Annotated in this window: 20 protein-coding genes; 5 read left to right on the forward strand and 15 right to left on the reverse strand. The window is 67.4% G+C overall.

The features are described 5' to 3' along the window. Positions 1-6 precede the first annotated feature (6 nt). Positions 7-672, forward strand: coding sequence for a nitroreductase (locus NGK70_RS16270; RefSeq protein WP_251969553.1), 666 nt, complete (start codon positions 7-9; stop codon positions 670-672). Positions 673-1,245: 573 nt separating this feature from the next. Here NGK70_RS16270 and NGK70_RS16275 read toward each other — a convergent pair. The 4 genes from NGK70_RS16275 to NGK70_RS16290 all read right to left on the reverse strand — a co-directional run bounded on the left by NGK70_RS16275 (position 1,246) and on the right by NGK70_RS16290 (position 6,136). After that, positions 1,246-1,623 (reverse strand): hypothetical protein, encoded by a 378-nt coding sequence (locus NGK70_RS16275; protein WP_251969554.1) that lies wholly within the window; start codon positions 1,621-1,623, stop codon positions 1,246-1,248. Next, entirely contained in the window at positions 1,607-2,692 is a 1,086-nt protein-coding gene (locus NGK70_RS16280) for an IS630 family transposase (RefSeq protein WP_428985603.1), read from the reverse strand. The genes NGK70_RS16275 and NGK70_RS16280 overlap by 17 nt, the downstream gene beginning before the upstream one ends. A gap of 61 nt (positions 2,693-2,753) precedes the next feature. Continuing rightward, the gene (locus tag NGK70_RS16285; protein ID WP_251969555.1) at positions 2,754-3,881 is read right to left on the reverse strand and encodes a caspase family protein; all 1,128 of its coding nucleotides are present in this window, start codon (positions 3,879-3,881) and stop codon (positions 2,754-2,756) included. Beyond that, positions 3,878-6,136, reverse strand: a complete 2,259-nt coding sequence (locus tag NGK70_RS16290) for a hypothetical protein (RefSeq protein WP_251969556.1) — start codon at positions 6,134-6,136, stop codon at positions 3,878-3,880. Before NGK70_RS16290 ends, NGK70_RS16285 begins: the two co-directional genes overlap by 4 nt. A 331-nt stretch (positions 6,137-6,467) precedes the next feature. On the opposite strand from NGK70_RS16290, the gene NGK70_RS16295 reads away from it, so the two are divergent. From NGK70_RS16295 to NGK70_RS16305, 3 genes are read left to right on the forward strand one after another with little or no spacing between them, the layout of a single operon-like run. Continuing rightward, complete coding sequence (locus NGK70_RS16295) at positions 6,468-7,745, forward strand: site-specific integrase (RefSeq protein ID WP_251969557.1); 1,278 nt, start codon at positions 6,468-6,470, stop codon at positions 7,743-7,745. Continuing rightward, positions 7,742-8,707 carry a tyrosine-type recombinase/integrase gene (locus NGK70_RS16300; protein WP_251969558.1) on the forward strand — a complete coding sequence of 322 codons (966 nt, stop codon included), beginning with the start codon at positions 7,742-7,744 and terminating at the stop codon, positions 8,705-8,707. The genes NGK70_RS16295 and NGK70_RS16300 overlap by 4 nt, the downstream gene beginning before the upstream one ends. Next, the gene (locus tag NGK70_RS16305; protein ID WP_251969559.1) at positions 8,700-9,722 is read left to right on the forward strand and encodes a tyrosine-type recombinase/integrase; all 1,023 of its coding nucleotides are present in this window, start codon (positions 8,700-8,702) and stop codon (positions 9,720-9,722) included. Before NGK70_RS16300 ends, NGK70_RS16305 begins: the two co-directional genes overlap by 8 nt. A gap of 303 nt (positions 9,723-10,025) precedes the next feature. On the opposite strand, the gene NGK70_RS16310 is transcribed toward NGK70_RS16305, so the two are convergent. The 11 genes from NGK70_RS16310 to NGK70_RS16360 all read right to left on the reverse strand — a co-directional run bounded on the left by NGK70_RS16310 (position 10,026) and on the right by NGK70_RS16360 (position 24,948). Beyond that, entirely contained in the window at positions 10,026-11,684 is a 1,659-nt protein-coding gene (locus tag NGK70_RS16310) for a GMC family oxidoreductase (protein ID WP_251969560.1), read from the reverse strand. A gap of 19 nt (positions 11,685-11,703) precedes the next feature. After that, positions 11,704-13,332 (reverse strand): AMP-binding protein, encoded by a 1,629-nt coding sequence (locus tag NGK70_RS16315; protein ID WP_251969561.1) that lies wholly within the window; start codon positions 13,330-13,332, stop codon positions 11,704-11,706. 57 nt (positions 13,333-13,389) lie between these two features. Continuing rightward, a complete protein-coding gene (locus tag NGK70_RS16320; protein WP_251969562.1) occupies positions 13,390-15,801 on the reverse strand; it encodes an acyl-CoA dehydrogenase family protein in 2,412 nt (803 codons plus the stop codon). A gap of 14 nt (positions 15,802-15,815) precedes the next feature. Beyond that, positions 15,816-18,008 (reverse strand): 3-hydroxyacyl-CoA dehydrogenase NAD-binding domain-containing protein, encoded by a 2,193-nt coding sequence (locus NGK70_RS16325; protein ID WP_251969563.1) that lies wholly within the window; start codon positions 18,006-18,008, stop codon positions 15,816-15,818. A 12-nt stretch (positions 18,009-18,020) separates the two neighbouring features. Next, on the reverse strand, positions 18,021-19,229 hold the full coding sequence (locus tag NGK70_RS16330; protein ID WP_251969564.1) for an acetyl-CoA C-acetyltransferase: 1,209 nt from the start codon (positions 19,227-19,229) through the stop codon (positions 18,021-18,023). Between the two features lie 124 nt (positions 19,230-19,353). Then, positions 19,354-20,415, reverse strand: a complete 1,062-nt coding sequence (locus tag NGK70_RS16335) for an alkene reductase (RefSeq protein WP_251969565.1) — start codon at positions 20,413-20,415, stop codon at positions 19,354-19,356. Between the two features lie 20 nt (positions 20,416-20,435). Next, positions 20,436-21,071: a nuclear transport factor 2 family protein gene (locus NGK70_RS16340; RefSeq protein WP_251969566.1), complete on the reverse strand. Its 636-nt coding sequence runs from the start codon at positions 21,069-21,071 to the stop codon at positions 20,436-20,438. Continuing rightward, a complete protein-coding gene (locus NGK70_RS16345) occupies positions 21,068-21,841 on the reverse strand; it encodes an SDR family NAD(P)-dependent oxidoreductase (RefSeq protein WP_251969567.1) in 774 nt (257 codons plus the stop codon). The genes NGK70_RS16340 and NGK70_RS16345 overlap by 4 nt, the downstream gene beginning before the upstream one ends. Before the next feature lie 11 nt (positions 21,842-21,852). After that, positions 21,853-22,584 carry an SDR family NAD(P)-dependent oxidoreductase gene (locus tag NGK70_RS16350; RefSeq protein WP_251969568.1) on the reverse strand — a complete coding sequence of 244 codons (732 nt, stop codon included), beginning with the start codon at positions 22,582-22,584 and terminating at the stop codon, positions 21,853-21,855. A 122-nt stretch (positions 22,585-22,706) separates the two neighbouring features. Beyond that, positions 22,707-23,510, reverse strand: a complete 804-nt coding sequence (locus NGK70_RS16355; protein WP_251969569.1) for an SDR family NAD(P)-dependent oxidoreductase — start codon at positions 23,508-23,510, stop codon at positions 22,707-22,709. A 505-nt stretch (positions 23,511-24,015) separates the two neighbouring features. Further along, positions 24,016-24,948: a LysR family transcriptional regulator gene (locus NGK70_RS16360; RefSeq protein WP_251969570.1), complete on the reverse strand. Its 933-nt coding sequence runs from the start codon at positions 24,946-24,948 to the stop codon at positions 24,016-24,018. A 216-nt stretch (positions 24,949-25,164) separates the two neighbouring features. On the opposite strand from NGK70_RS16360, the gene NGK70_RS16365 reads away from it, so the two are divergent. Further along, positions 25,165-26,151, forward strand: a complete 987-nt coding sequence (locus NGK70_RS16365) for a tripartite tricarboxylate transporter substrate binding protein (protein ID WP_251969571.1) — start codon at positions 25,165-25,167, stop codon at positions 26,149-26,151. Positions 26,152-26,155 lie beyond the last annotated feature (4 nt).

Genomic DNA, 26,155 nt, shown 5'->3' on the forward strand with positions numbered 1-26,155 from the left:
CCATTGATGCTCAACACCACAGACGCCATCCGTCAACGCCGCGCCGTGCGCGGCTTCCGCCCCGACCCCGTCCCCGATGCCCTGCTGCGCGAGATCTTCGAGCTGGCGCAACGAGCGCCGTCGAACTGCAACACCCAGCCCTGGCTGGTGGAAGTCGTCTCTGGCGACAAGCTGGCCCAGCTCAAGCAGCGCCTGCTCACCGCCACCGCCATCCCGGCCGAGCACCGGCCGGACATCCCCTACGAAGGCCGCTATGAGGGCACGTACAAGGAGCGCCAGTTCGACGCCGCCGCCCGGCTCTACGGCGCCATGGGCATCGCCCGCGAGGACAAGGCTGGACGTGCCGCCAGCTTCATGCGCAACTTCGCCGCCTTCGACGCCCCGCACGTGGCCTTCATCTACCTGCCAGCCGGTTTCGGCCTGCGCGAGGCGGCCGACTGCGGCATGTATGCCCAGACGCTGATGCTGGCACTCACCGCCCACGGCCTGGCCAGCTGCCCCCAGACAGCGCTGAGCTTCCAGCCGCACATCCTGCGCGAGCTGCTTGAGCTGCCGCAGGGTCATCGGCTGCTGCTCGGGATCTCATTCGGCCATGAGGATCCGGCGGTACGCGCCAACCAATGTCGGGTGGGCCGCGCGCCGCTTGCCGAAGCGGTGCGCTTCCATCGCTGAGGCCACGCAGCCACGGTAGGCACAGACACTGGCGCCATCTGCGCACACCTGCGGCGCACATATTCGGTAGACCCCGCCCTCGGGCATCGACTTCGGCCTTCGGCCCCCCGGGGGGTACGCATACGTACGCCCCCGGCCGCACTCACCCAGCATGCTCAGGCCACTGGCGGCATAGTGGTGCCACCGCGCACGGTGCGGCAGCACGTATCCTGTGGGTCAAGGATGGCCTCGTCGTAACCGCTGAGCAACTCGCGCAGGCCCGGTGTCTCATGCGTCAGGCTTCGGCGCCGGCCGCCGACTAGGGTCAGCTCTTCGATGTGAGGGTCGGCGGCTTGGTATTGACCGGCCGTTCGTCGGAGAGACCCAGTCGGCTCCACTCGGCCAGGAGCGGTCGGTGGCCACAGGCAGCTTGTCGGTGGCCGATCGAGGATCAGGGGTGGGACCCAAGGGAAGGCTGATGGCAGGACCGGAGTCAGCCGTCAGCCGGAGTTTGAAGAGGTGACAAAGGAGCAGCCGCGCGCCCACGCCGTGTCATCGATGCGCACGGTTTCGCGGCCATTGTCCATGCCGCGACTACCTTCTTCGCGCCGTCCAGCCGTAGGGGAAGTGAATCTTCTCGTCGCCCGTCCTGGTGAAGGACGCGTACTTGATCGTGAGTTGCGATGCCGGAACAACCATCTGTTCGGCGACGCGTTCTTCGAACTTGGCAAGACTCAGCTTCTCGAGCATCGGCGGTTCGCCAGGCTCGGGTGCATAGTCCGCGTCCTCCATCCACAGGATGCTGTCGCCTCCACAGTGGATCGACTTCAGGATGTGATTTCCCGCCTTCGCGCCGACCTTGGTGACCACATCGACAACAACCTGATGGCCCTTCCCTGGTACGGCGTAGAAGCGCCCGATGTCGGGCAGCAGACACTCGGCAACGAAGTCGAAGCTAGTGCAGTGTTCCATTCTGTTTCCCACTTAACCGGGAGTTGGCGCGAATGACCTTCTGCAAGATGTCGCGAGCGCTCTTGGTCCAGATGAACGGCTTGGGACTGGTGTTGTGATGCGCGACGTACGCCTTGATCGCCGCCTCCAGCTCGCCCACGCTGGTAAACACGCCGCGCCGCAGGCGTTCGGTGGTGATGTCGCGGAAGAAGCGCTCCACCATGTTCAGCCAAGACGCCGAGGTCGGCGTGAAGTGCATGTGGAACCTGGGGTGCTTGGCCAGCCACGCCTGCACCGCCGCGTGCTTGTGGGTGGCATAGTTGTCGGCAATCAGGTGCAGGGTCTTGCCCTTGGGCGTCTCGCGGTCGATCTGGCGCAGGAACTTCAACCACTCGGCGTGCGTGTGCCGCTGCTGGCACTGGCCAATGACCGTGCCGTCAAGCACGTTGAGCGCAGCGAACAGCGTGGTCGTGCCGTGGCGCTTGTAGTCGTGCGTCATCGTCTGCGCACGACCCTTCTTCATCGGCAGGCCCGGCTGCGTGCGGTCCAGTGCCTGCACCTGGCTCTTCTCGTCGCAGCACAGCACCAGGGCGTGCTCGGGCGGGGACATGTACAGCCCCACGATGTCTTCGAGCTTCTCGACGAACTTCGGGTCGCGCGAGACCTTGAAGCCACGCACCAGGTGCGGCTTGAGCCCATTGGCCTGCCAGTGACGCATCACCGTGCTGGGGCTGACCTGCAGCACCGCAGCCATCTTGCGCGTGCTCCAGTGCGTGGCGGCCTCGGGCTGGCTTTGCGTGGTCAGCTCCACCAGCTTGGCCACGTCCACCTTGACCGGCGGTGCCCCGCGCGGCAGGTCCCGCTCGATGCCCGCCAGTCCGGACTTGATGTAGCGCTGGCGCCAGCGACCCGCCGTGATCCGGTCGATGCCCAGCTCCTGGGCGATCTGCAGGTTCTGCAGGCCTTGCGCGGCCAGCAAAACAATGCGCGCACGCTCGGCCAGTCGAACGCTGGTCGCCTTCGAATGCGCCAGCCGGATCAACTCAGCCTCCTCCTCTTGACTCAACTCGATCGCAGGGGCAACTCGCACTTCCTGGCTCCAACTCTGTCCGTAGTAGACCATTGGAGTCGTGTTGTTCAATTAAGTTGCTTCAACAATCAAACACTACACTAGACTTGAGGCGGGCATGCTGCTGCAGACGAAACAGCTCCTGAAACCTCTGTAGCTTGAACTCCTTGCGAAGGCGCGCATCGGGGTCGAAGAAGACTTCGAACAACATCCCGTCCAGTAGAGCTTTGCGCTTCTCGGGCTTCAGCCCGGCTGTGCGGGACATGAAATCGGCGATGTATGCGGTCGCGGCGTTTGAGCTTCCGCATGCTGCCTGATAGATGTTGCGACCGACGACGAAGAGCGAGTTCGATGATGCACGTCCGGCAAGGTCGGCAGTGAACTTTTCAACTGCGGGATTTTGTTGGTACCAGTCGTGGGTCTTCAACGCCCTGATGACCCCGTGGGATGTCTTCTTGTCGTCGATGACGAACAGGCTGTCGCGCAGCGACGTATCGGCGTACTCGTCGATCCGGGCGCCGAGGCTCAGGTTGAAGAAGAAGTCGCCGGCGAGAGACGTGTGCTCCCATGAAATCTGCTTGCCGCCTGTCGCAGTGCTGAGCGTGTTGCGCACTCGCTTGAACATGCTCTCGACGGAACAGTCAGGGGTCGCGAGGTGTTCAAGAAGCGCCGCCGTGTAGGCGCCATTCCGCCCGCGGCCGTCACTGGCGATCTGACCGGGAGAAGTGGCGTAGGCAACCATCGTTCCCCTTGGCGCATAGACCGGTGCGAGGCCACGGGAACTCATCGACCGCTCCCAGGCGCGCTCAAACGGGTTGTTGCGGCAGGCGTCAAGGATGATGATGCTTGAAGCGTTGTCGGCCTTCTCCATCACTTCGATGACCTGATTCAGCGGCAGGGAGGAGTGCTTGGCCTCGATTTCGCCGCTTACGTCAGTATCGACGGCGGCAAGGTAGTTGCTACCGTCAACCTGCATACCGTGGCCTGCGAAGAAGAACAGCCCGACATCACTGTCCTTCAGCGCCCTCTTGAAGTCCTTGAGCGCCTGATCCATCTCCTGATGCGAGCAGTTCAGGTGTGTGGCAACGGTGAAACCGCATTCCGTGAGCTTCGCGGCGATGTCCGTTGCATCGTTCCCGGGATTCTTCAACTTGCCGGCATCCGCGTAGTCCGCGTTGCCGATGACGAGTGCTGTAAGGCGGCGGCTCATGGCAGCATGACCCCGCCGCTTTCAACCACGGCCGCCCGAACCAGCTCGCGAACCCCGCGCATGAACTCAATCGCTGGCGCTGTGTTGACTGTGCCTGGGATCGGTGCGGCCAGTTCATAGATGCCGCGGATATCCACGGCGCGACGCGCCGCCGAACCCTTGCCTTTGTGCTCCAGGCCGCGGCGCCAGTCCGTCAGGTGTTCGTTAATCAGGCGCTGTAGCGCAAGCTGATGCAGCCTGCTGAACACGACTTGGCGGATCGGCGCGATGGCCTGCTGCGCTTCATCGGCATCGGGCGGCCGGGACCAGCCGATCGGGTTGTCGAGAAAATTCGCGATCTCTTCGATGATTCGGCCTACCAGATCTGCAACGGGCCGCAGTGAGTCGTACTCGACGCCGGTCTCGTTCGAAATCTTCCGGTTGAGCGCCTTGATGCGAGTCCAGTGCTCTGCAGGGAGCGTCGCGCCGATCGACAGGCCGAGGCGGGCCGCCCATGCCTTCTGGAAGCTGTCCGCGGCGCGTTGCACGGCAAACCCGAGCCCGGAGGCGTCGTATTGCGGCTTGGCGTCCGGCACCGGCGGCGGCTCGACCGATTTTTCGACGAAGGCGATCAGCTTATTGAGCTGCGCTTTCACTCCGGGCGGCAGCTTCGCGCTCGACCCATCGAGCGCGCCCAGCATGAAACTCTGGTCGTCGATCGTCCGCTCCATCGCGGCCACGATCGGAGCGTTCAACACTTCCTTCAGCTTGGAAAGATAGTTGTGAACGGAGGCCAGGACGTGTGCGCGCTTGTCGGCGAAGCTCGGCAAGTTCAGGCCCTTGACCTGGTCGAAGTGCGTAAAGGCGAGCAGGAGCTTGTTGTAGTTGCCGCTGGATGCGACGGTGCGCAGGACCGACTGGGTCGCTGCCTGCACCGGCTGCTCGGCGTTGTCCACCAACAGAATGGCATCGACTTCCGAAAAGCGTCGCGTGATGTGGGTCGTCACGCTCGTTGACGAATCCGGCGTGTGGCCGAGCCCCTGGCCGTCCAGCAGCACAACCTTGGCCTGGTGGTCCGTGAAGGTCGGGAAGAGGGGGCCCATAACACGGATGCCATCGACCAGCGGCGTCAGCAGCTTGCCGAACGACGGCGCGAAGTTGCTCGAAAACCAGCGCACCTGCTTGAGGAATTCGTTCCGATCATTCGTGCTGTACGTCCACATGAGCGGCCATTTCGAGCTGGCGCTCCGGTAGGTTCGCTCGCCGCTCTGCATCGCATCGAAGCGCTGCAACGCCTCGTCGATCACGTCGTGGACGATGTCGTGAAACTGTTCGTCAGCAAACAGCTCGCTCTGGAAGATTTCAAGGGCTGCCTCGCGATCTTCGGCGTTCGCGGAGTGCGGATCGGGGAGCAGTTCCTTGCTGATCGCCTCGGCCTTCGCTGCGGCCAGCTTCGTGATGCGACCGACATAGTCCACCAACCGAGCCTGCTGAGCCTCGGCGTCGGCACTGGAAACGGCTTCGTCGCTGCTTGCCGCTGCCGTGGCCGCCTGGTCTGGCTCGCCGAAATCCCAGTCGTCAGCAGCAGGCTCGGCGGGCAGGTTCTTGCGCCATGAACCGAGCAGGTAGCTCAGCCGAAAGCGCTGGTCTGGGTGATGCAGAAAACGGTCCGCCACCTTGTCCTCGGGCAGCTTGTCCCAAACGGCGGCGCACGCGTTGAGCACGCAGTCCTCGACGTTGGCCTGAATGACGTTCTCGGAGAAGAAGGTCACCGCCGCCCGGAACTCGCCAGCGGCCGGGATCACCTCGATATCCGATACGGTGGTCTTGGCCGTCGAGGTGGACGGGAAGCGGTCCAGCTCAGGGTCCGAGCCGATCAGGTGCCGCAACAGCGAAGTCTTGCCCGCACCCGTCGTGCCGACGAACAGGGTCCGGGCGTAGCCCTCGGCCTTGCCGGGCAGGGGGATGACGTTGCTTCGGGTTTCGAAAGAGTCGGCGACGCCGGCCTGGATGCCGTCATAGAACGCATCGACGATACGCTGGTCAAAAATCTGGAGCGCCTCCTGATGCTTCGCCGCCGTCCACCAGATTTCATCCTGAAGTAGCTCGTTCATCTGGGCTACGAGGGCCTCGGCCTTGACTTTGTCATCGGTGCCCAGGCCGCGCCGCATTTTCAGACCGGACTTCCCCTTTGAATCGAGCTTCAGGGGATGCCGGAAGCTGATACTGAAACCCGGCCGGCCGGGAGTGGTCGAGAGAGAGGCGGTGTAGGCCATAAGCCTGTGCTCCTTGTTGTTCCATGTTGTACCGAAGTACACTCTAGGCACGATCTGCCCCGCCGTCAAGTAATTTGGAACAACGCGGAACAACACTCCTCGGAAGGGTGCTTTGGGGTGGCGAGATCAGCGCTGCGGATGTCGCTTCAGGGTCGCTATGCAAAGCTATCCATAGCGACCCCTATGCATAGGACTCAACTATGCGTAGGTCTGCCGCTGCCGGTGGTCGCTGGCCAGACGGCACGCGGCTCGCACGTCATCGACGCCTCAGGCATCTATACGTAGTTCTTGACCGGGCGTGCACTGGCGGCTCCACAACCTGGAGACTGCAATGCCTTCCAAGCCTCGTTCTCGCCTCGATCCTTCCAGCCGCACTCGCGGCTGTGCACAGCTGGATCGCCACATCCCGGCCTACCGCCATTACCTCGCGGATCGCGGCAATGCCGCCGGCTACGCGCGCAGCTGCGAAGCCGCCGTGGCGCATCTGTCGCTGTGGATGAAGGGCGCCAAGAAGCGCCTGGCCGACGTCGACGAGGGGCTCGTTGCCGAGTTCGTCGATCACCACCTTCCCGGCTGTCATTGCCCGACCAGTGCCCGCCATCCGAGCAGCGTGCGGGCCGCGTTGGGCCATCTGCTCGTCGTCCTGCGTGCCGCCGGCGCCATCGCACCCCAGCCGCTGGACATGACCGAGGTGGGTCAGGAGCTGCGCCGCTACGACCAGTACATGCAGCAGGTGCGGGGGCTTGCCCCGAACACGCGCAATGGAGCGCTGCGCCTCGTCGAAGCGCTGCTGCGCCAGCACTTCGGCAACGACGCCATCCGCTTCGAGGTCATCACGCCGGAGCGCGTGCGCCGCTTCTTCGCAGCGCAGGCCAAGAACTACAAGGCGCCGACAAGCCTGAGCACCGTGGTGGCGGCGCTGCGCGGCTACTTCCGCTGGCGTGCGACGCTGGGTGACCGCACACACGCGCTGGTTGGTGCGCTGGCGTATCCGGCGAACTGGCAATTGGCATCGCTGCCCAAGTCGCTGGAGCCGGCAGAGGTCGAGCTTCTCGAGGCCGCCCTTGGCCAGAGCGGGCCCTCGATGCTGCGTGCCGATGCGATGGTGCGCTGCATGCTCGACCTGGGCCTGCGCAGCGGCGAGGTTGCACGCCTGAGCATGGACGACATCGACTGGGACGCCGGCACGATTACCTTGCGTCGCACGAAGGGTCGACGGGAGGACGTGATGCCGCTGCCCGAAGCCACCGGGCAGGCGATCGCCGCGTACCTGCACAGGGAGCGACCCAAGACCCAGCACCGCATGATCTTCGCCCGCCACATGACGCCACGCGAGCGACCGATCGGGCCGGACCTCGTGCGCAAAACCATCCGCCAAGCGTACGCCCGTGCCGGACTGCCGTACACGCGCTCGCATCTGCTGCGCCACACGATGGCGGGCCGCCTGCTGGCCGGCGGGGCCTCGCTCAAGGAGGTGGCTGACGTGCTGCGCCACCGTTCGCTGAACACGACGCTGATCTACGCCAAGCTCGACAGCGGCAGCCTGGTCGAAGTGGCCCTGCCATGGCCTGGCATCCCTGCGGTTGCCACGACCGGGAGGGCATCATGACCATCGGCCTGACCGCGCTCGTTGAGCGCTACCTCATCGAACGCCGCACCCTGGGCTTCCAGTTGAAGTCGCCGGCCTACAGCCTGCGCAGCCTGGCCGAGTACGTCCGGCGCACGCGCCACCGGGGACCTCTGACGCTGGAGGTCATGGCCGAGTGGGCGCGTCTGGACTCGCACGCCAGCGTCGATCCCCGGACATGGGCCAGGCGACTGAAGAATTTGCGCTCCTTCGCACGATGGATGCAGCAGTTCGAACCAGCCACTGAGGTGCCCGACGACACGATCTTCGGTCGGTTGCCCGAGCGCCAGGCGCCGCACATCTACAGCCCCGAGGAGGTGCAGCAGTTGCTGGCTGCCGCGCGCGAACTCGGCCCCAGCCCCGGCCTGCGCGGACTGGTCTACGAGACGCTGTTCGGCTTGATCGCCAGTTGCGGCCTGCGCCTGTCCGAGGCGCTGTCGCTGACTGTCGCCGACGTCGATCTGCGCCGCGGTGTGCTGACCATCCGCCGCACCAAGTTCGCCAAGTCGCGCCAGGTGCCGCTGCATCCGAGCACGGCCAAGGCCCTGGGTCGCTACCGCTGGACGCGGGACGTGGCCGGCGCGTCACGCGACGACGACGCGCCGTTCTCCATCGGCACCCGCGGCCGCCTGTTCGGCAAGCCGATCAGCGGGCACCAGGTGGAGCGCGTCTTCGCCACGCTGCGCAGTGAACTGGGCTGGATCAACCGCGGCACCCACCACGCGCCGCGGATCCACGACCTGCGGCATACCTTCGTGGTCAGGCGCATCCTGCTGTGGCAACAGCACGGCATCGACGTGGACGAGGCGATGCTCGCGCTGTCGACCTACGTCGGGCACGCGATGGTCACCAACACCTACTGGTACCTGCAGGCGGTGCCGGAGTTGATGGCGGTGGCGGCGAAGCGCTTCGAGGCGTGCATGCCGGAGTTCAGCCATGTCTGAGGCCCGTCATCACCGCAAGGCAGACCCTCCAGGCTTCCCGGCACTGGTGCAGCAGTTCTTCACCGAGTACCTGGTCGCGCAGCGTGCGCTCAGCCCGCGGACGGTGGCCAGCTACCGCGACGCAATGACGCTGTTCCTCGCGTATGCGACCGACCACTTGCGCAAGACGCCGATGGCCCTGCAACTGACGGACATCACGCCGGAGTTGGTTCTCAAGTTCCTGGCCCACCTGGAACGCGAGCGGCACAACTCGGTGCGCAGCCGTAACCTGCGGCTGACGGCGCTGCGGGCGTTCCTAAAGTTCGCCGGCCGCCGCGACGTGAGCGCGCTGCACACCGTCGAGCAGGTGATGGCCGTGCCGATGAAGCGCTTCGAGCGGCCACTGCTCGGTCACCTGACGCGGCCCGAGATGATCGCCGTGCTGGGGCAACCTGGCAGCGACTGGACCTCGCAGCGCGACCATCTGTTGCTCAGCCTGCTCTACAACACCGGCGCACGGGTGTCGGAGATCGTCGGGGTGCGCGTCGTCGACGTGGTGCTGGGCGGTGCGGCATGCGTCCACCTGCATGGCAAGGGACGCAAGGACCGCTCGGTGCCGCTGTGGCAGTCGACCGCAGCGGCCGTGCGAGCGTGGTTGCATGCGAACCCCGAACTGCGCGGCTCGGCGGCGTTGCTGCCCAATCGATCTGGCCACCCGATGACACGGTGCAATGTGGCGCAGCGGCTGGCCCTCGCGGTCGACCGTGCTGCCGCCGAGCAGCCGAGCCTGAAGACCAAGCGCGTCTCGCCGCACAGCCTGAGGCACACGACCGCCATGCACCTGCTGCAAAGCGGCGTACCCTTCAACATCATCGCCCTGTGGCTCGGCCATGAGAGCACGAACACGACGCACCGCTACGTTGAGGCCAACCTGGAGATGAAGGAGAAGGCGCTCGCGCGTCTGGAGGCGCCGGACATCAAGCTACAGCGCTTCAAGGCCAGCGATGACCTGATGAAGTTCCTGCGGAGCCTGTGACTATGCAAAGGACCGCGGTGGCCGAGACACGCGCCGCCATAGCCGGCGGCGAAGGCCGGCGCCGCGGACCTACGCATAGTTGAGGCCTATGCATAGGGGTCGTGAGCCGCCCGTGACTAGTTGCCCCTGAATGTCAGCTGACCCGTCCCATCGCCGACATCCCGGCCCCTGGGGCGTGGCGGTGGGCCATACCGTCCCGGCGTGGCCTCGCCGCGACCGACGGCGTGCCCGACCGACAGGTGCGCGTTCCGCTCGATGTTGAACCGAAACGTCCCACGAAAGTGGATGTGCGCGCACCGACCTTCAAGACACAGGCCGCGCCGCGCCCACCAACACCAGATCGGCGCCCTTGTCGCCGATCGCCACCGAGGTGGCGTTGGTATTGCCGCATATCAGGTTGGGCATCACCGAGGCGTCAATGACGCGCAGGCTCTGCAGGCCGCGCACGCGCAGGTCCGGCGTGCACACCGCCAGCGGATCGTCGTGGCGCCCCATGCGGCAGGTGCCGACCGGGTGGTAGCCCGTCGAGAGCATGGGGGCGGCCCAGGCGAGCCACTCGGCGTCGGTCTGCACCTCGGGCCCCGGGCGCACCTCGGCTTCGATGCGGTCGGCCAGGGCCGGCTGGCGGGCCAGTTCGCGCAGGAAGCGCAGCGCCCAGACCAACGCCCGGCGGTCGCGCTCGTCGTGCAGGTAGTTCATCGTGATCGCCGGGTGCTGCGCCGCGTCGGCCGTCTTCAGGCGCACATGGCCGCGCGAGAAGGGCCGCACCTGGAAGGGCGCCAGCGTCATGCCGGGCCAGGCGTCCGGCTGCGGGGCCTTGCCGCTGGATCCCGCCTGCTCGGGCTGGCCGGTGACCGGCAGGCCGAAGACCTGGATGTCGTTGTAGGGCAGCGCCGGGTCACTCTTCAGATAGGCGCCGAACTCTGCCGGCGCACTCATCATGGGGCCGCTGCGACCGGCCAGGTAGCGCAGCATCGAGCCCATCAGCCCGAGGCCGCGAAAATGCCGGTTCATGCTGTCCTGCCGCGCGCGCAGGCGCCAGGACATCGGTGCACAGACATGGTCCTGCAGGTTCTCGCCCACCCCCGGCAGATCGGCCACCACCGGAATCCCCAGGGCCTGCAACTGCGCCGCCGGCCCCACGCCGGAGCACATCAACAACTGGGGCGACTGGATGGCACCGGCACAGAGCAGCACCTCGCGCGCTGCGCGGGTTTCATGCAGGCTGCCGTCGCCCATGCGGTAGCGCACGCCCACCGCACGCCGGCCCTCGAAGAGGATGCGCTCGACCATCGCACCGTGGCGCAGCAGCAGGTTGGGACGCTGCAGGGCCGGCACGATGGCGTTCAGGGCGATGGAGGAACGCCGGCCGTCGCGAACATTGACCTGGAAGGTGCCGGCGCCGGTGGCCCGGCCGTCGTTGAAGTCGTCGACCACCTCCAGGCCAGCCTGGCGGGCGGCCTCGATCATCTGCCGCGTCATCGGGTGGAGGTCGGGCAGGTCGGCCACCGTCAACGGGCCGCCCCGGCCGTGCAGCGGAGCGCCCAGGCGCCGATGGTCCTCGGTGCGGATGAAGTGGGGCAGCAGCTCGTCCCAGCTCCAGCCCTCGGCCCCGGCGGCCACCCAGTCGGCATAGTCCTGCCGGTGGCCGCGGATGTAGATCATGCCGTTGATCGAGGAGGAGCCCCCCAGGGCCTTGCCGCGGGGCATGGCCATGCGGCGCCCGCCCGCCCAGTGCTCCGGTTCGGTCTCGTGCATCCAGGAGTAGCGCGGACTGTAGGTCATAGCGCCCCAGCCGGCCGGCATGCTGACCATGAAGTCCCGGTGCGTGACCGTGCCGGCCTCCAGCAGCAGGATCGCCCCGGCGTCCTGCTCGCAGGCCAGACGGGCCGCCAGCGTGCCGCCGGCCGATCCGGAGCCGACGACGATGTAATCCACGGCGGTTGGCAAGGCGGCGCTCATCCCGGTGAACCTCTGCCTGTCAGAGCACGCTGGCATGGGCCAGCGCATACTCCCGGGCCCAGCGGTAGTCCGCCTTGCCCGCCGGGCTGCGCCGCACCTGGTCGGTCAGGTGCACCGAACGCGGCGTCTTGTAGCCTGCCAGATGCTCGCGGCAGATGCGTTCGAGTTCCTGCGCAGAGAAGTCCGCGCCTGGTGCCAGCTCCACCACGGCCGTGACACGCTGGCCCCAGCGTTCGTCGGGCAAGCCCACCACCAGCACGTCCTGCACCGCCGGGTAACGGCGCACCGCCTCCTCCACCTCCTCGGGGAAGACCTTCTCGCCGCCGGTGTTGATGCATTGCGAGCCCCGCCCCAGCAGCACGTAGCGGCCCTGCGCATCGATGCGGGCCTGATCGCCGGTGAGCACCCACAGGCGGCCGTCCAGGGTCACGAAGGTCTCGGCGGTCTTCACCGGATCGCCGTAGTAGCCCACCGGGGTGAAGCCAGTGCGCGACAGGATGCCTTCGGCGCCGGGCTCGGTACGCAGTCGGTGCGATGCGTCGATCAGGGCCAGGTCCGGCCGCGGCGCCAGCACCAGCAGGCCCTCGCCGTCGGCCGGCTTCTCCCCACCACCCATGAAGCCGGCCTCGGACGAACCCAGGCCGTTGCTCACCATCACCTGCGGCAGCGCCGCCCGGATGCGCTCGGCCACCTGGGCCGACAACGGCGCCCCCCCGTTGCCATAGACCCGCACCTGCTGCAGGTTCCAGCGCCCGGGGTGCTTCTCGAGCGCCTGCACCAGCGGCAGCGCCATCGCGTCGCCCACCCCGGAGAGGATGTTCACGCCCAGCTCCTCGCAGAGCTGCCAGACATGCTCGGCGTCGAAATGGAGCTGATCGTTCACCACGACGGTCTGCCCCGCATAGAGGCTGATCAGTGAGGCCCACATCGCCGCGCCGTGCATCATCGGCGCCAGCGCGAAATAGCGGGCCTCGGGCGCCTGTGCCACCAGGGCGGCCAGTTCGTCCAGGCTCTGCACCGGGCCGCGGCGGAAGTACATGCCGCCGCCGCCCAGCGCGCCCATGAACAGATTTTTGTGCGGCCACAGCACGCCCTTGGGCGCGCCGGTGGTGCCGCCGGTGCACAGCAGGCTCAGATCCATGTCGCTGCGCTGCGGGTCGTCGAGCTCCAGCGTGCCGGCGTTCATCAAGGCGTCGAAATCCAGCGCCTGAACGGGCCTGGCGCCCGGCCCCGAACCCGGCCCCACCTGCACGCTCAGGCACAGCGTGGGCACTTGGGGCTGGACCCGAGCCACCTCGGCCGCGAAGTCGCCGCTGTAGATCAAGACGCGCAGATCCAGCGACACGAAGAGCTGGCGCAGCTCATCGGCCACATAGCGGTAGTTCACATTGGCCGGCACCGCGCCGATCTTGCAGCAGGCGAAAAAGCTCTCCAGGTAGGCAGCCGAGTTGTAAAGCTGCAGGCCGACGTTGTCGCCGCGCTTCACCCCCTGCGCGCGCAGGGCGCTGGCCAGCCGGGTGGAGCGCTCGTCGAGCTCCCGGAAGCTCAGGCGCTGCTCGCCGCAGATGAAGGCGCAGCGCTGCGGGTGCACCTCAGCCACGGTGCTGAAGATGTCGGCCAGATTGAAGGTCCGGGCGGGTTTGCTCATGGTCTTGTCTCCGTGCCGGCTGCCGACGCGCCGGCTTGTCTTGATCTGGAAGGCCTGTCAACGAACGAGCTGGCTGAACGGCACGCCCTTGTCGCTGCGTGGTTCGCCGGGCAGGCCCAGCACGCGCTCGCCGATGCTGTTGCGCACGATCTCGTCGGTGCCGCCGGCGATGCGCATGCCGGCCGCGCCGAACCAGAGGCGCTCGATCAGCGCAAAGCGCTCGCCCAGCTCGTTGGCCGCCAGCACCCCGCGCGGACCCTGCAGATCGATGGCGAAGGCGCTGATGCCCTGCAGCGTACTGGCCGCCACGTTCTTGGCGCCGCTCATCTCCGGGCCCGGCATGCGGCCGTTGGAGAGCGCCGTCAAGGCACGGCACTGCAGCAGCCAGAGCGCCTGTCCGTTCAGGTAGAGGTTCGTCAGGCGTTCACGCATGCGGCCATCGGCCAGGGCGCTGGCGCCGAGAAAACGCGCCTCGCGCAGCAACTCGGCGACCAGCCTCCACAGCTCGGCCGGCATCACGCCACCGACCGACAGGCGCTCACTCATCAGGCCGGTCAGCGTGGTCTTCCAGCCGGCATTCACGGCGCCCACACGCTGGCTGTCCGGCACAAACACGTCCTCGAGGAATACCTCGTTGAACTCGGCCTCGCCGCTGGCCTGGCGGATGGGGCGTACCGTCACGCCCGGACTCTTCATGTCGATGAAGAAGGTCGTCATGCCGTCGAACTTGGGCTGCTCCGGATCGCTGCGGGCCAGCACCAGACCGAAGTCGGCAAATTGCGCCAGCGAGGTCCAGACCTTCTGGCCGTTCAGGCGCCAGCCTGCCGTGCCGTCCGGGCCGTCGCAGCGCTCGGCGCGCGTGCGCACCATGCCCAGATCGGAGCCGGCACCGGGCTCGGACAACAGCTGGCACCACAGGTGCTGCCCGGTCAGCGCCGGCGCGATGTGCTGGGCCAGCACCTCCTTCGCGGCATGGGCCATCAGCGAAGGAATCACCATGCCCAGGCTGACATTGAAGAAGCCGGTGGGCACGTTGTAGCGCCCTTCTTCCTGGCGCCAGATCAGCTCCTGCATCGGCGTACCGCCCCGCCCACCCAGCGCCTGTGGCCAGGAGATGGCGCCAAAGCCGGCCGCCGCCTTGCGGCCCTGCCATTCGCGCGCCAGGCGCATGCGCTCAGCCGGGTTCAGATGCGGCTCGAAGAAGTCGTCGGGGCGCTGCTTCAGCGTGGCATGGGTCTCCAGCCAGGCACGGCACTCGGCACGGAAGGCCGCCTCCTCGACCGTATCGTCGAAGTCCATCGCGCCTTCCACGGCCGCGCGGGTCGTGGCCGGCAGCGGTGTGTCGAGCCAGCACACCAGCTCCGCTGCCAGCTGCTCGCTCCACTGCAGCTCATGGCCCAGCAGCACCGCCTGCTGGCGCGCACGGCGCAGGAAGAGGTGGCAATCCAGCTCCCAGGTGTAGCCCATGCCGCCGTGCACATGCAGGCCTTCCTGAGCCATCAGGCTGAAGGCCCGGCTGGCACTGACGCGCGCGGCAGCAGCTGCGGCGGACAGTTCGGGGGCCGGTGCGGTCACATCGGCGGCGTCGGCCGCCAGCGCCCAGGCGCCGTAGTAACAATGCGCGCGGGCCATCTGGATCTCGGTGTAGAGATCGGCCAGCTTGTGCTTGATGCCCTGGTAGGAGCCGATGGCGCGGCCGAAGGCCTTGCGCTCGCGCGCATAGGCGGCCGCCATCTCCAGCGCCGCATCGGCTGCCCCGAGCTGCTCGAAGGCCAGCAGCACGGCCGCACGATTGCGCAGGCGCTGCAGCAGGCCGGGGGCATCCACCACAGCATCCAGTGCCTCGGCCGGCGTGGCCTCGAAGCGCAGCTCGGCAAAGGGCTTGGCGGCATCCAGCGTCGCCAGCGCACGCCGGCCCACGCCCTGCTCCAGTCTCGCGAGCACCCACAGCGGCTGCTGTGCGGCATCAGCCGCCAGCACCACCGCCCACTGCGCGGCCAGGCCGTCGGCCACCAGGGCGGCGGGTCCGTTCAGGTTCTTGCCGTCGAAGCGCGGCAGCGCGGCCACATCGATCACACCATCCAGCGGCGCCGCCAGGCAGCCCACTGCACCAGCGGCCACCGCCGGCAGCCAGCGCTGCTGCTGATCGGCGCTGGCACCCAGAAGCAGGGCCTGGGCTGCCAGGTACAGCGTCGACGCCAGGGGCACCGGGCTGAGCTGGCGACCGACTTCCTCAGCCACCACACACAGCTCCATCGCGCCCAGGCCGATGCCGCCCGCCTCGTCGGGCAGCATCAGCGCGGTGACGCCCAGCTCGGCCAAGCCGCGCCAGACCGCGTCCCGGCGCTCGCTGGCGGCAGCTTCTCCATCCATCAGCTGGCGCGACAGGCCCAGCGGCGATTCCTTGCCGAGGAACTTGCGAACCTGCTCGCGCAGCGCATCCTGGTCGGCGGAAAACTCGAAGTTCATCGTCCGTCTCCCGCTCAGGCCCGGGAGGCCTGGGCTGTGGCCATGGGCCGTGCCGTCCGGCCATAGAAGGTCTGGCCCCGCTCGGCCATCTCGCGCAGCAGGTGCGGCGGGCGCAGCTGCTCACCGAAGAGGTCCGCCAGGCGGTCGGCTTCGGCGACGAAGGCCTTCAGGCCCACGCCGTCGATGAAGCAGAACGGCCCGCCGGTATAGGCCGGATAGCCCACGCCAAGAATCGAGCCCACATCGCCATCGGCCGGGTCCAGCAGCACGCCCTCTTCCATCGCACGCGCCGCCTCGACGGCCTGCACATAGAGGATGCGCTGCTTCAGGTCATCCGGGCTGGGCTGTATCGCGCGGCGAGGGTAGAGCTCGGCCAGACCCGGCCACAGGCGCTTGCCGCCCTGGGCGTCGTAGTCATAGAAGCCCTGGCCGTTCTTGCGCCCCAGCCGGCCCAGCCCGTACAGGCGCCGGAGCACCGGCACCGAGCGGCCTTCCTTGTACTCGTCGGGGAACTCCTTGCGCTGCGACTCGCCGGCATGCACCGACAGCTCGATGGACAGCTCGTCTGTGATGGCCAGCGGGCCCACCGGCATACCGGCGTGGCGGGCGCAGTGGTCGATCAGCGCGGGGTGGATGCCCTCGGCCACCATGCCGATGGCGTCGTCCACGAAGGCGCCGATGAAACGACTCGTGAAAAAGCCGCGGCGGTCATTGACGACGATGGGCGTCTTCTTCAGCTGGGCGACGAAGTCCAGCGCCTGGGCCAGCGTCGCGTCCGAGGTGGCCTGGCCGCGGATCACCTCGACCAGCGGCATCTTGTCGGCCGGCGAGAAGAAGTGCAGGCCGATGAAACGATCCGGCCGGGCGCTGGCCTGGGCCAGCAGCGTGATCGGCAGGGCCGAAGTGTTGGTGGCGAGCACGCAGCTTGGTGGCAGTACGGCGTCCAACTTCTTCGTGACCTCGGCCTTGATCGCGCGGTCCTCGAACACGGCCTCGACCACCATGTCGGCGTCGCGCAGCAACTCATAGTCGGTGCTGGGCGTGATGCGCGCCAGGATGGCATCGGCCTTGTCCTGCGTCATGCGTCCGCGCTGTACGCGCTTGGCCAGCGACTTGGCGGCATGGGCCTTGCCCCGCTCGGCAGATACCGGGTCACGGTCGATCAGCACCACCTGGATGCCCCGCTGCGCGGCGTTCAGCGAGATGCCGCCGCCCATCATGCCCGCGCCAATCATGCCGAGCTTGGCGCACTTGAACGGTGCCAAGCCTGCTGGCCGGTGCAGGCCTTTCTCGGCCTTGCTCTTGTTGATGAAGAGCGTGCGGATCATGCTGCGCGAGACCGGGCTGAACTGTGCCGTGTGCAGCAGGTACTTGGTCTCGATGCGCAGACCCTTGTCGATGGGCAGCTGCGTGCCCTCGAAGACGCAGCTCTGGATGGCCAGCGGTGCCGGCAGGTTGTGACAGGTGCCGGCCTGCAGCATCGCGTTGCCAACCACGAAGGCCGGTGCCACACGCGGGTCCAGCGCGTTGCCGCCGGGGATCCTGAAGCCCTTCTCGTCCCAGGGCTGAACGGCCTTGGGCGCGTCCAGCAGCCAGCGCCTGGCCGCGGCCATCAGCTCGGCGGGTGCCACCACCTCGTGGACAAGGCCGGCTTTGAGCGCGGTAGCCGCGTCGGCGCTCTTGCCCTCCAACAGCCAGGGCAGAGAAGCGGTGACGCCGATCAGGCGCGGCAGGCGCTGCGTGCCGCCGGCGCCGGGCACCAGCCCCACCTGCACCTCCGGCAGGCCCACGACCACACCCGGTGCATCGGCCATCACTCGGTGGTGGCAGGCCAGGCAGAGCTCGAAACCGCCGCCCATGGCGATGCCGTTGATGACCGCCACCAGGGGCTTGCCGCAGGTCTCGACGCGGCGGTACACGCGCGACAGCGAGGCGTACTTCTCGAACATGACATCGACGCTGTCGTCGGCCATGCCGTCCAGGTTGTCCTCCATCGTCACCAGATCGGCACCGGCCACGAAGGCCTCCTTGCCCGAGGTGAGGATGCCGCCCTTGACGGCTGGGTCGGCCACCAGGCGGGCGATGCCGGCGTCCAGGCTGTCCATGAAGGCCTGGTCGATGACGTTCATCGACTTGCCCGGATAGTCGATGGTCAGGGTGGCGATTCCGTCGGCGTCGACAGCGTAACGGATGACTTCTTGGTTCATGGCTTGCTCCCCTCAGACGCGTTCGATGACCATGGCCGAGCCCATGCCGGCGGCCACGCACAGCGAGACCAGCGCGGTGTGCTTTCCTGTTCGCTCCAGCTCGTCGAGCACCGTGCCGAGGATCATGGCGCCCGTGGCGCCCAGCGGATGGCCCATCGCGATGGCGCCGCCGTTGACATTCATGCGCTCGTGCGGGATGTCCAGCTCCTCCATCATGGTCAGCACCACCGAGGCAAAGGCCTCGTTGAGCTCCCACAGGTCGATGTCGCCGGCCTGCATGCCAGCACGCGCCAGGGCCTTGCGCGCCGCGATGGCCGGGCCGTCGAGCATCAGCGTGGGCTCGGAGCCGATGGCGGCAAAGGAGCGGATGCGCGCGCGAGGTCGAAGCCCCAGGCGGACGCCCGCCTCGGCGTTGCCGACGAGCACCGCGGCCGCCCCGTCCACGATGCCTGAGCTGTTGCCCGCGTGGTGAATGTGCTCGATCTGTTCGACTTGCGGATAGCGCTGCAGCGCCACGCTGTCGTAGCCGTACTTGCGGCCCATCTCGGTGAAGGCGGGCTTCAGCACGGCCAGACTTCCGACCGAAGTGTCCGGACGGATGGTCTCGTCGCGCGACAGCAGCGTCAGGCCGATGAAGTCCTGCACTGGCAGCACCGATCGGTCGAAGCGGCCCTCGGCCCAGGCGCGCGCGGCGCGTCGGTGGCTCTCGGCCGAATAGGCATCCACATCGGCACGGCTGTGGCCGCGCAGCGAAGCCAGCAGATCGGCCGAGATGCCCTGCATCACGAAATAGGTCTTGCTGGCGACCTGCGGGTCCTGCGCCCAGGCACCGCCGTCCGACCCCATGGGCACACGCGACATCATCTCGATGCCGCCGCCGATGGTCAGATCGGCCTGGCCGCCCATCACCTTGGCCGCAGCAAAGGCCACAGACTCCAGGCCGGAGCCACAGTAGCGGTTGATCTGCAGGGCCGGCACGCTCTGGTCGTAGTCGGCCTGCAGCACTGCCATGCGGGCGATGTTGCCGCCCTGCTCGCCCACCGGCACCACGCAGCCGTAAACCACGTCGTCCACCGCCCGGGTGTCCAGGCCATTGCGTTCGCGCAGCGCCACCAGCGGCCGGCTGGCCAGCCACACGGGCGTCAGTTCGTGCAGGCTGCCGTCGGGCTTGCCCTTGCCGCGCGGCGTGCGGACATGGTCGTAAATGAAGGTAGGTTCCATCTCGGCGCTTCCTGGAGTCATCGACAGATGAGTCGCAGTCTCGGCTGAGGTGGTGCCAACGGGGGGCCTTCCCGCCCAAATTGGGCACTCCTGCGTGCCCGGGCCGGCACGAGCGCGCCGCCCCTCAGCCCGGTGGATAGTCGGTGTAGCCCGCCACACCAGCGGTATAGAGCGTGCGGCGGTCGAATCGGGCCAGCGGCTGACCCTGCCGCAGCCGCTCGGGCAGGTCCGGATTGGCGATGAAATGCCGGGCGAATGACACCGCCTCGCCCTGCCCGGCCTGCAGCGCAGCCTCGGCACTCGGGCCGTCGAAGCCGTCGTTGAGGATCAACGGCCCAGCAAAGTGTTCACGCGCCAGCGCGAAGGCATCGATCCCCGCGACCGGCGAGCGCATCACGTGCAGATAGGCCAGGCCCAGCAACGAGGCCTGGCGCATCAGTTCGGCATGCGTGGCCGCGGAGTCCTCGTCGGCGGTGTCGTTGTAGGTGTTCCCGGGGTTCAATCGCAGACCGACTCGGCCGGCGCCGATGGCTGCGCCCATCGCCTGCAGGCATTCGACGGCGAAGCGCGCCCGGGCCGCCGCCGCGCCGCCGTAGCAGTCGCTGCGCAGGTTGGTTGCCGAGCTGAGGAACTGCATCGCCAGGTAGCCGCTGGTACCGTGCAGCTCCACCCCGTCGAAGCCGGCCCGCACCGCCAGCGCAGCCGCCTGCGCGTGTTCGGCCACCACGGCACGCACCTCGTCGGTGTCGAGCGCGCGCGGCGTGTCGAAGGGCTGCATGCCGGCGGCATCGGTCCAGATCTCGCCCTGCGCGGTCAGCGCCGAGGCCGACACGGTCTCGACACCGGCCGGCTTGATGTGGTGGCTGCCGATGCGGCCCGCGTGCATCAGCTGCAGCACGATGCGGCCGCCGCGGGCGTGCACGGCGTCGGTCACGGCGCGCCAGCCCTCGGCATGGGCCTCGGTGCAGATGCCGGGCTGGCGGCTGTAGGCCTGGCCGGCCGGGCTGGGCCAGCTGCCCTCCGCGACGATCAGGCCCGCACCGGCACGCTGCGCATAGTGCTCGGCCATCAAGGCGTTGGGGGTACCGTCTGGATCGGCGCGGTTGCGCGTCATCGGCGCCATCACGATGCGGTTAGCCAGGTCGAGATCGCCGAGCCGGGTCGGCGTGAAGAGGAGCTTGGGCATCGGGTTCCCTTCAGCGCACTTCAGCGCACGCGCATCTTCGGCGCAGGGGTGCCGCGCCGCATCGTCTTGAGAAACTGCTCCAGCGGCGCCGGCGGCGCCACCTGCGGCAGGCTGTCCTTGTCGGGACGCTGCGCCCAGAATTCGCGCCAACTCGGGAACAGCTCATGGAAGCTGCCCCAGTAGGGCTCGCGGCCGGGCCAGCGCATCTTCATATCGCCGATGGGCGGACGGTTCAGATCCGTGGCGTACCAGTAGCAGGGCAGCCGTCGGCGGAAGTACCAGGTACCGTCGATGCGCTCGTAGTCGTCCCAGTAGAGCATCTGCATGATCACCCACTCGGGTCCGCACTCGTGCTCGTTCTTGGAGTAGACGACGCCGGTGGCGTGGTCGACATCGCTGAACTCGATGATGTGCTGGCCCAGGTGGTGCGAGGTGCCGGTGAACTGGTCGCGCAGCGTGCTGTCCTGCCAGGCCTTGAAATGCTCACGGCCCACCTTGTCGCGGCCGACCCGGATGTCGGGCGCGAACAGGTTCACATGCGCGTCCATGTCGCGCATGTCCAGCGACAGCGCGTACTTCCCGGCCAGCTGGCGGATCGCGTCCAGCGACTCCAGCCGGTCGATGCGCTCCTCGAGCGACTTGGCGGCGCCGCTCACAGCGCCGTCACCAGCACCGCCGAGCGCCCGCCGTCCACCGGCAGCGACGCGCCGGTAATGTAGGCAGCCTCGTCACTGGCCAGGAAGAGGATGGCGTTGGCCAGTTCCTCCGGCCGCCCCACCCGGCCCATCGGGATGAGCTTCTCGGTGCTGCGCCGGCTCGCCTCGTCGGCCAGCATGCCGGCCGTAGCCGGTGTCTCGACCACTGCCGGCACCACCACGTTGACGCGAACGCCCGCCGCGGCCCCTTCGGCCGCCGCCGCACGCGAGAAGTTGTCCACCGCCGCTTTGGCCGCCGAGTAGCCAGCCATCCAGGGCGTGCCGAGCTGGCCGCAGATGGACGAGACATTGACGATTGAGCCGCCCTGCCCGCCGGCCTTCATCAGCCGGAGCGCGGTGCGGGTGCCCCAGAAGGTGCCATCCACCGTAGTGCGGAAGTTTGCGTGCCATTCGGCGGTGCTCGTCGACTCCAGGGCACCCCAGGTGAAGGCCATGGCGTTGTTGACCAGCACGTCCAGCCGACCATGCCGCTGCGCGGCGGCTTCGATAGCCCCGACGTACTGCGTCTCATCGCCCACGTCGGCCTGCACCGCCTCGGCCTGGCCACCGGCAGCACGGATCTGCGCCACCACCGCGTCCAGCGGCTCCTGGCGACGGCCGCAGATCACCACGCTGGCGCCTTCCTGCGCGAGGCGGATCGCGGTGGCCGCGCCGATGCCGCTGCCGCCCCCGGAGACGAAGGCCACCTTGCCCTGCATGCGTTGGCTCATGGTGAGTCTCCTCAGAGGAAGGCGCTGCCGCCGTTGACCGCCAGGTTCTGGCCGGTGACGAAGCCGCTGTCGTCGCTGGCCAGGAACACCGCCACCCGGGCGATGTCGTCCGGCTCGGCCATGCGGCCCATCGGCACGCCGGCAATGATGGCATCGGACCATTCCTTGGGGATGCCCTGCATCATCGGCGTGTTCGTCGGGCCGGGCACCAAGGTGTTGACACGGATTCCGCTCTTGGCCAGCTCCTTGGCCATCGTGCGGGTCAGGCCCATCAAGGCAGCCTTGGAGGCGACATAGTGCGCGGGGCCGTCACCGCTGACCGCAGCGGTGCTGGAGACGTTGATCACGGCTCCGCCGCCGGTCTTGAGCATCGCGCGCACCGCAGCGCGGGCGCAGTAGAACGCGCCGTTCAGGTTCACACCCAGCACACGCGCCCAGCTCTCGTCGCTGATGTCGGCAAAGGCATCGACGCCACCGGTCCCGGCGTTGTTGACCAGCACGTCCACCCGCCCAAAGCGCGCCACGACCTGGTCCACCACGTCGTTCACGGCTGCGGAATCGGCCACGTTCAGCGCGAACGCGGTGCCCGCAGATCCCGACCCCTCCAGTGTCTGCCGGGCAGCCTCCAGGTTCAGATCCAACGCGACCACGGTCGCACCTTCATCGGCAAAGCGCCGAGCAATCGCCCGTCCCATGCCCTGCCCGGCACCGGTCACCAGCACCACCTTGTCCTTGAGTCTCATGTCTCGCTCCATTGAATTGCCACGCCCGAGCCGGGCGAAAGCGGACACGCTATCGAAGCTTCGCGGCCGCACCATCGTCCACCGGGACTAGGCAGGACGCACTCTGCGATCGGCGAGGGAGTTCAACGCGGCTTGGGCTGCGGCAACCAGGGCACGCCGTTGATGTGGCTGCCGCCGTCCACGAACAGCGTGTTGCCGGTCAGGTAGCGGCAGTCCTCGCTGGCAAGGAACAGTGCGACACCGCCGATGTCGGTCTCCGGGTCGCCCATGCGGCCCATCGGGTTGAAGCGCAGCATCTCGGCCGCGTTCTCGGGTTGCGCGGCCGCGTACCGTCGGTAGGCATCCGTCGCGGCACCCGGGCAGATCGCATTGCAGCAGATTCCGTGGGGCGCCCACTCGCGCGCTGCCGTGCGGGTGAGGGTGCGCAGTGCCTCCTTGGCCATGTTGTAGTCCACCGAATAGGGATGGGCATTCACGCCGTTGAGTGAACAGAGGTTGATCACCCGCCCCCAGCGGCGCTGCCTCATGCCGGGAAACACCGCCTGCATGGCCCAGAGCGCAGCCTGAGGCGCCATGCGCATGGCCCACTCGACGTCCTCGTCGGCCACCGCCTCCACCCCTGCGTGGCCACGTCGTCCAGGCCGCTGCCCCCAGGCGTTGTTGACCAGGACGTCGACTCGCCCGAAACGCGCGTGTGCGGCCCGGACCATGCCACCCACCTCATCAGGCTTGGTGACGTTGCTGCGACCGAAGCCGACCTCGGCAGCAAAGTCGCTCCGGATCGCCTCGGCAACCCGTTCCACAGCCTCGCCGTTCACGTCGGCCAGCCAGAGCGCCGCCCCCTCCGAGGCCAGGCGCCGGGCAATGCCCTCGCCAATACCCGCTCCAGCCCCGGTGACCAGGGCCACCCTGTCCTTCATTCGCATGTTCCACCCCTCCAGCGGCGCCAGCTCGGGCCGGCGACGGCCGGCCACGAAGGCACACGAGCGGAACGTTCGGCCCCCGAACCGCTGCAGTCATCGTCCAAACGAAGCAGGCCAGGGTGAACCCGACCAGGGATCCAACTTAGTCCAAACAGACGAAGTGCAGGCCCATTCGACTGCGCAGACTTTGTTCATCGGGTGCGTAGCTGCTGCGAGTGTGCGAGCAGCTGCTGCAGACCCGCTTTCTTGTCCAGGAGGTTCCATGTCCATGGGTCGTTCATTTCTCCGCAGCTCTCTCTGGATTGCCATTGCCTGCGCAGCAACGGTCGCGTGGTGGATGCACTCGGGTACCGATCGCACTCCGGCGGACGCAACCGAGAACATGAGCCTCACAACGGATGCACAGGCGCCCCTGTCGATGAAGCACCTTTGGGACTTCATGGCTGCTGGCCGGCACTGAACGGGCAGCATCTCGAATGCCCTCTGAGGAATCAGTCTCCATCCCACTTCAACCACCGGACTCGCGAGCCGGGGATGTCGACGCCTGCACGAGTTCAGTACAGCGAATCAAGCAGTGAGACAGGTATGCTGCCGCCGGAGTCAGAGGCACGTCCGGTCGAGTCAGCAGGAGCAACTCCACGTCGCAAGGCCGAAATGGGCACGGATTGATCTCAACGATGCCCCGTGACTCCGGGTGACCCAGCAGCGGGGAGGGGAACAGGCTCACTGCGTCTGAATGGCGCATCAGCGTCATGGCTGCCAGGGTCTCGCACAGAATGATGCGCCTGGGCGGATCGACCCCTGCGAGTGCGAACATGGCGTCGATGCGTGGCTGCTGACCGCCTGCAATCGGCTGCGTGAAGATCCACTCCAATTCTGTCAATGCGCCCGGGTTCGGGTCTGCCAGCACCGGGTGCCCTTCTCGCACCACGATCCGTTGGGACGCCTGGAGGATTCGCTGCCGTTGAAACTCATCCCCACCCAGTTCCCCAACATCGGCAGCAACCACCGCGATGTCGAGGGTTCCTGCCCGCAAGCCGGGAAGCACTCGGGCCATCAAGCCCTCGATGAGTTCGACCTGCACGTCCTGATAACGCTGGCGGAACCAGCGAAACGCCTCGCCCAGACCGGCCAAGGTCACCATAGGCGTGACGCCCAGGCGCACGGTGCCGGCATCCTCCCCCGCAGCCTGGCGTAAGTCGTCGCGGGCAAGCGCCACTTGGCGGGTGATCACCCGGGCCCTCGCCAGCAGCCTTGAGCCGGCCTCGGTCAGGTCCACGCCGCGGGAGCGGCGCAGGAGCAGCGGCACAGCGGCCTCCTCCTCCAGCAGCCGCATGGATTTGGTCACCGCAGCCTGTGACAGGTGCAGTGCACGTGCCGCCGCGCGAATGCCGCCTTGTTCGACGACGGCAACCAGGACCTGCAATTGCTGGAGTTTCATGCGAATCGGACGTCAGTGAAGCGGGGCTGGGAGCCCTCGCGCCCCTCGGTGTTTTCCCGCGGGCGCCGGTGAGCCCTTGCGATTGTGGCCCTCGAAGCAGCTTCCGAATGACAACCATTGGTTGTCATGAATCCGATCTGGAGTCTTTCTGTCGTCCTGCTGCCTGCCTACGATGGCGCCATCCTGCTCGATGCCCTGAACCCTTCCGGAGACGCCATGAATCCCGCGATCACCCGCCGTCTGTTCAACCTGAGCTGCCTGGTCGGCAGTGCATCTCTGGCCGGGGCAGCCTGGGCACAGGAGGCCCGCATCACCACGCTGGTCGTGCCCTACCCGGCGGGGGCACTGTCGGACGCGATTGCGCGGGCAGTGCAGGAGCCACTGCGCGGACAGCTGCAGCAGACGCTCGTCATCGACAACGTCAGCGGGGTCAGCGGCACCGTGGGCGCGCAGAAGGTGCTCAGCGCGCCGGCCGATGGTCAGATGCTGTTCCAGGGCTCACCCAATGAGCTGATCCTGCCGCCGCTGGCGCTGAAGTCGGTCAAGCTGCGGGCGGAGGATTTTCGAATCGTGCACCCGATCGGTGAATCGCCCTTCGTGCTCATTGCCCGAGCTGGGCTGCCGGTTAAGACTGCTGACGAGCTGATCGCCCTGGCCAGGTCGCAGCCGGACAAGCCATTGACCTACGGCAGCACCGGCATCGGCTCGGCCTACCACCTGCTGACCGAGCAGTTGGCGAATCAGAACGGCGTGAAATTCACCCACGTGCCCTACCGCGGCGGTGCGCCGATGGTGCAGGATCTGATCGGGGGACGGCTCGATTTCGTCATCACGCTCTACAACAGCGTCATCGTCGGCATGACCGAAAAGGGGCAGCTCAACCCCTTGGCGGTGTTCGGCAACCTGCGCCATGAGCAGATGAAGTCGATGCCCGCGGCCAGCGAGACCCAAGTGCTCAAGGGCATGCCAAGCAGCCTGTGGACGGCCTACATGGTGCCGGCCAAGACCCCGGACGCCGTAGTGCAGAGGCTGCATCTGGCGCTGCTGAAGGTGGCCTCCGACATGCAGGTGCGCAGCCTGCTCGAGAAGCTCGGCATGCGGCCGGCCCAGCCGATGTCGTTGGCCGACTCGGCGACGTTCTACACCGCCGAAATCGCCCGCTACCGCGCGCTGGCGGCGGCGATCCACCTGCAGGCGGAGTGAGGCG

The sequence above is a fragment of the Sphaerotilus microaerophilus genome (assembly GCF_023734135.1).
Taxonomy (GTDB): Bacteria; Pseudomonadota; Gammaproteobacteria; order Burkholderiales; family Burkholderiaceae_C; genus Sphaerotilus; species Sphaerotilus microaerophilus.

Bases quoted from the DNA above. Each gene is read 5' to 3' on its own strand.
- NGK70_RS16290 (WP_251969556.1), bottom strand. From the start codon at position 6,136: ATGGCCTACACCGCCTCTCTCTCGACCACTCCCGGCCGGCCGGGTTTC.
- NGK70_RS16365 (WP_251969571.1), top strand. From the start codon at position 25,165: ATGAATCCCGCGATCACCCGCCGTCTGTTCAACCTGAGCTGCCTGGTC.
- NGK70_RS16285 (WP_251969555.1), bottom strand. From the start codon at position 3,881: ATGAGCCGCCGCCTTACAGCACTCGTCATCGGCAACGCGGACTACGCG.
- NGK70_RS16295 (WP_251969557.1), top strand. From the start codon at position 6,468: ATGCCTTCCAAGCCTCGTTCTCGCCTCGATCCTTCCAGCCGCACTCGC.
- NGK70_RS16325 (WP_251969563.1), bottom strand. From the start codon at position 18,008: ATGAACCAAGAAGTCATCCGTTACGCTGTCGACGCCGACGGAATCGCC.
- NGK70_RS16330 (WP_251969564.1), bottom strand. From the start codon at position 19,229: ATGGAACCTACCTTCATTTACGACCATGTCCGCACGCCGCGCGGCAAG.
- NGK70_RS16275 (WP_251969554.1), bottom strand. From the start codon at position 1,623: ATGGAACACTGCACTAGCTTCGACTTCGTTGCCGAGTGTCTGCTGCCC.
- NGK70_RS16335 (WP_251969565.1), bottom strand. From the start codon at position 20,415: ATGCCCAAGCTCCTCTTCACGCCGACCCGGCTCGGCGATCTCGACCTG.
- NGK70_RS16310 (WP_251969560.1), bottom strand. From the start codon at position 11,684: ATGAGCGCCGCCTTGCCAACCGCCGTGGATTACATCGTCGTCGGCTCC.
- NGK70_RS16360 (WP_251969570.1), bottom strand. From the start codon at position 24,948: ATGAAACTCCAGCAATTGCAGGTCCTGGTTGCCGTCGTCGAACAAGGC.
- NGK70_RS16270 (WP_251969553.1), top strand. From the start codon at position 7: ATGCTCAACACCACAGACGCCATCCGTCAACGCCGCGCCGTGCGCGGC.
- NGK70_RS16350 (WP_251969568.1), bottom strand. From the start codon at position 22,584: ATGAGACTCAAGGACAAGGTGGTGCTGGTGACCGGTGCCGGGCAGGGC.
- NGK70_RS16320 (WP_251969562.1), bottom strand. From the start codon at position 15,801: ATGAACTTCGAGTTTTCCGCCGACCAGGATGCGCTGCGCGAGCAGGTT.
- NGK70_RS16305 (WP_251969559.1), top strand. From the start codon at position 8,700: ATGTCTGAGGCCCGTCATCACCGCAAGGCAGACCCTCCAGGCTTCCCG.
- NGK70_RS16345 (WP_251969567.1), bottom strand. From the start codon at position 21,841: ATGAGCCAACGCATGCAGGGCAAGGTGGCCTTCGTCTCCGGGGGCGGC.
- NGK70_RS16315 (WP_251969561.1), bottom strand. From the start codon at position 13,332: ATGAGCAAACCCGCCCGGACCTTCAATCTGGCCGACATCTTCAGCACC.
- NGK70_RS16300 (WP_251969558.1), top strand. From the start codon at position 7,742: ATGACCATCGGCCTGACCGCGCTCGTTGAGCGCTACCTCATCGAACGC.
- NGK70_RS16355 (WP_251969569.1), bottom strand. From the start codon at position 23,510: ATGCGAATGAAGGACAGGGTGGCCCTGGTCACCGGGGCTGGAGCGGGT.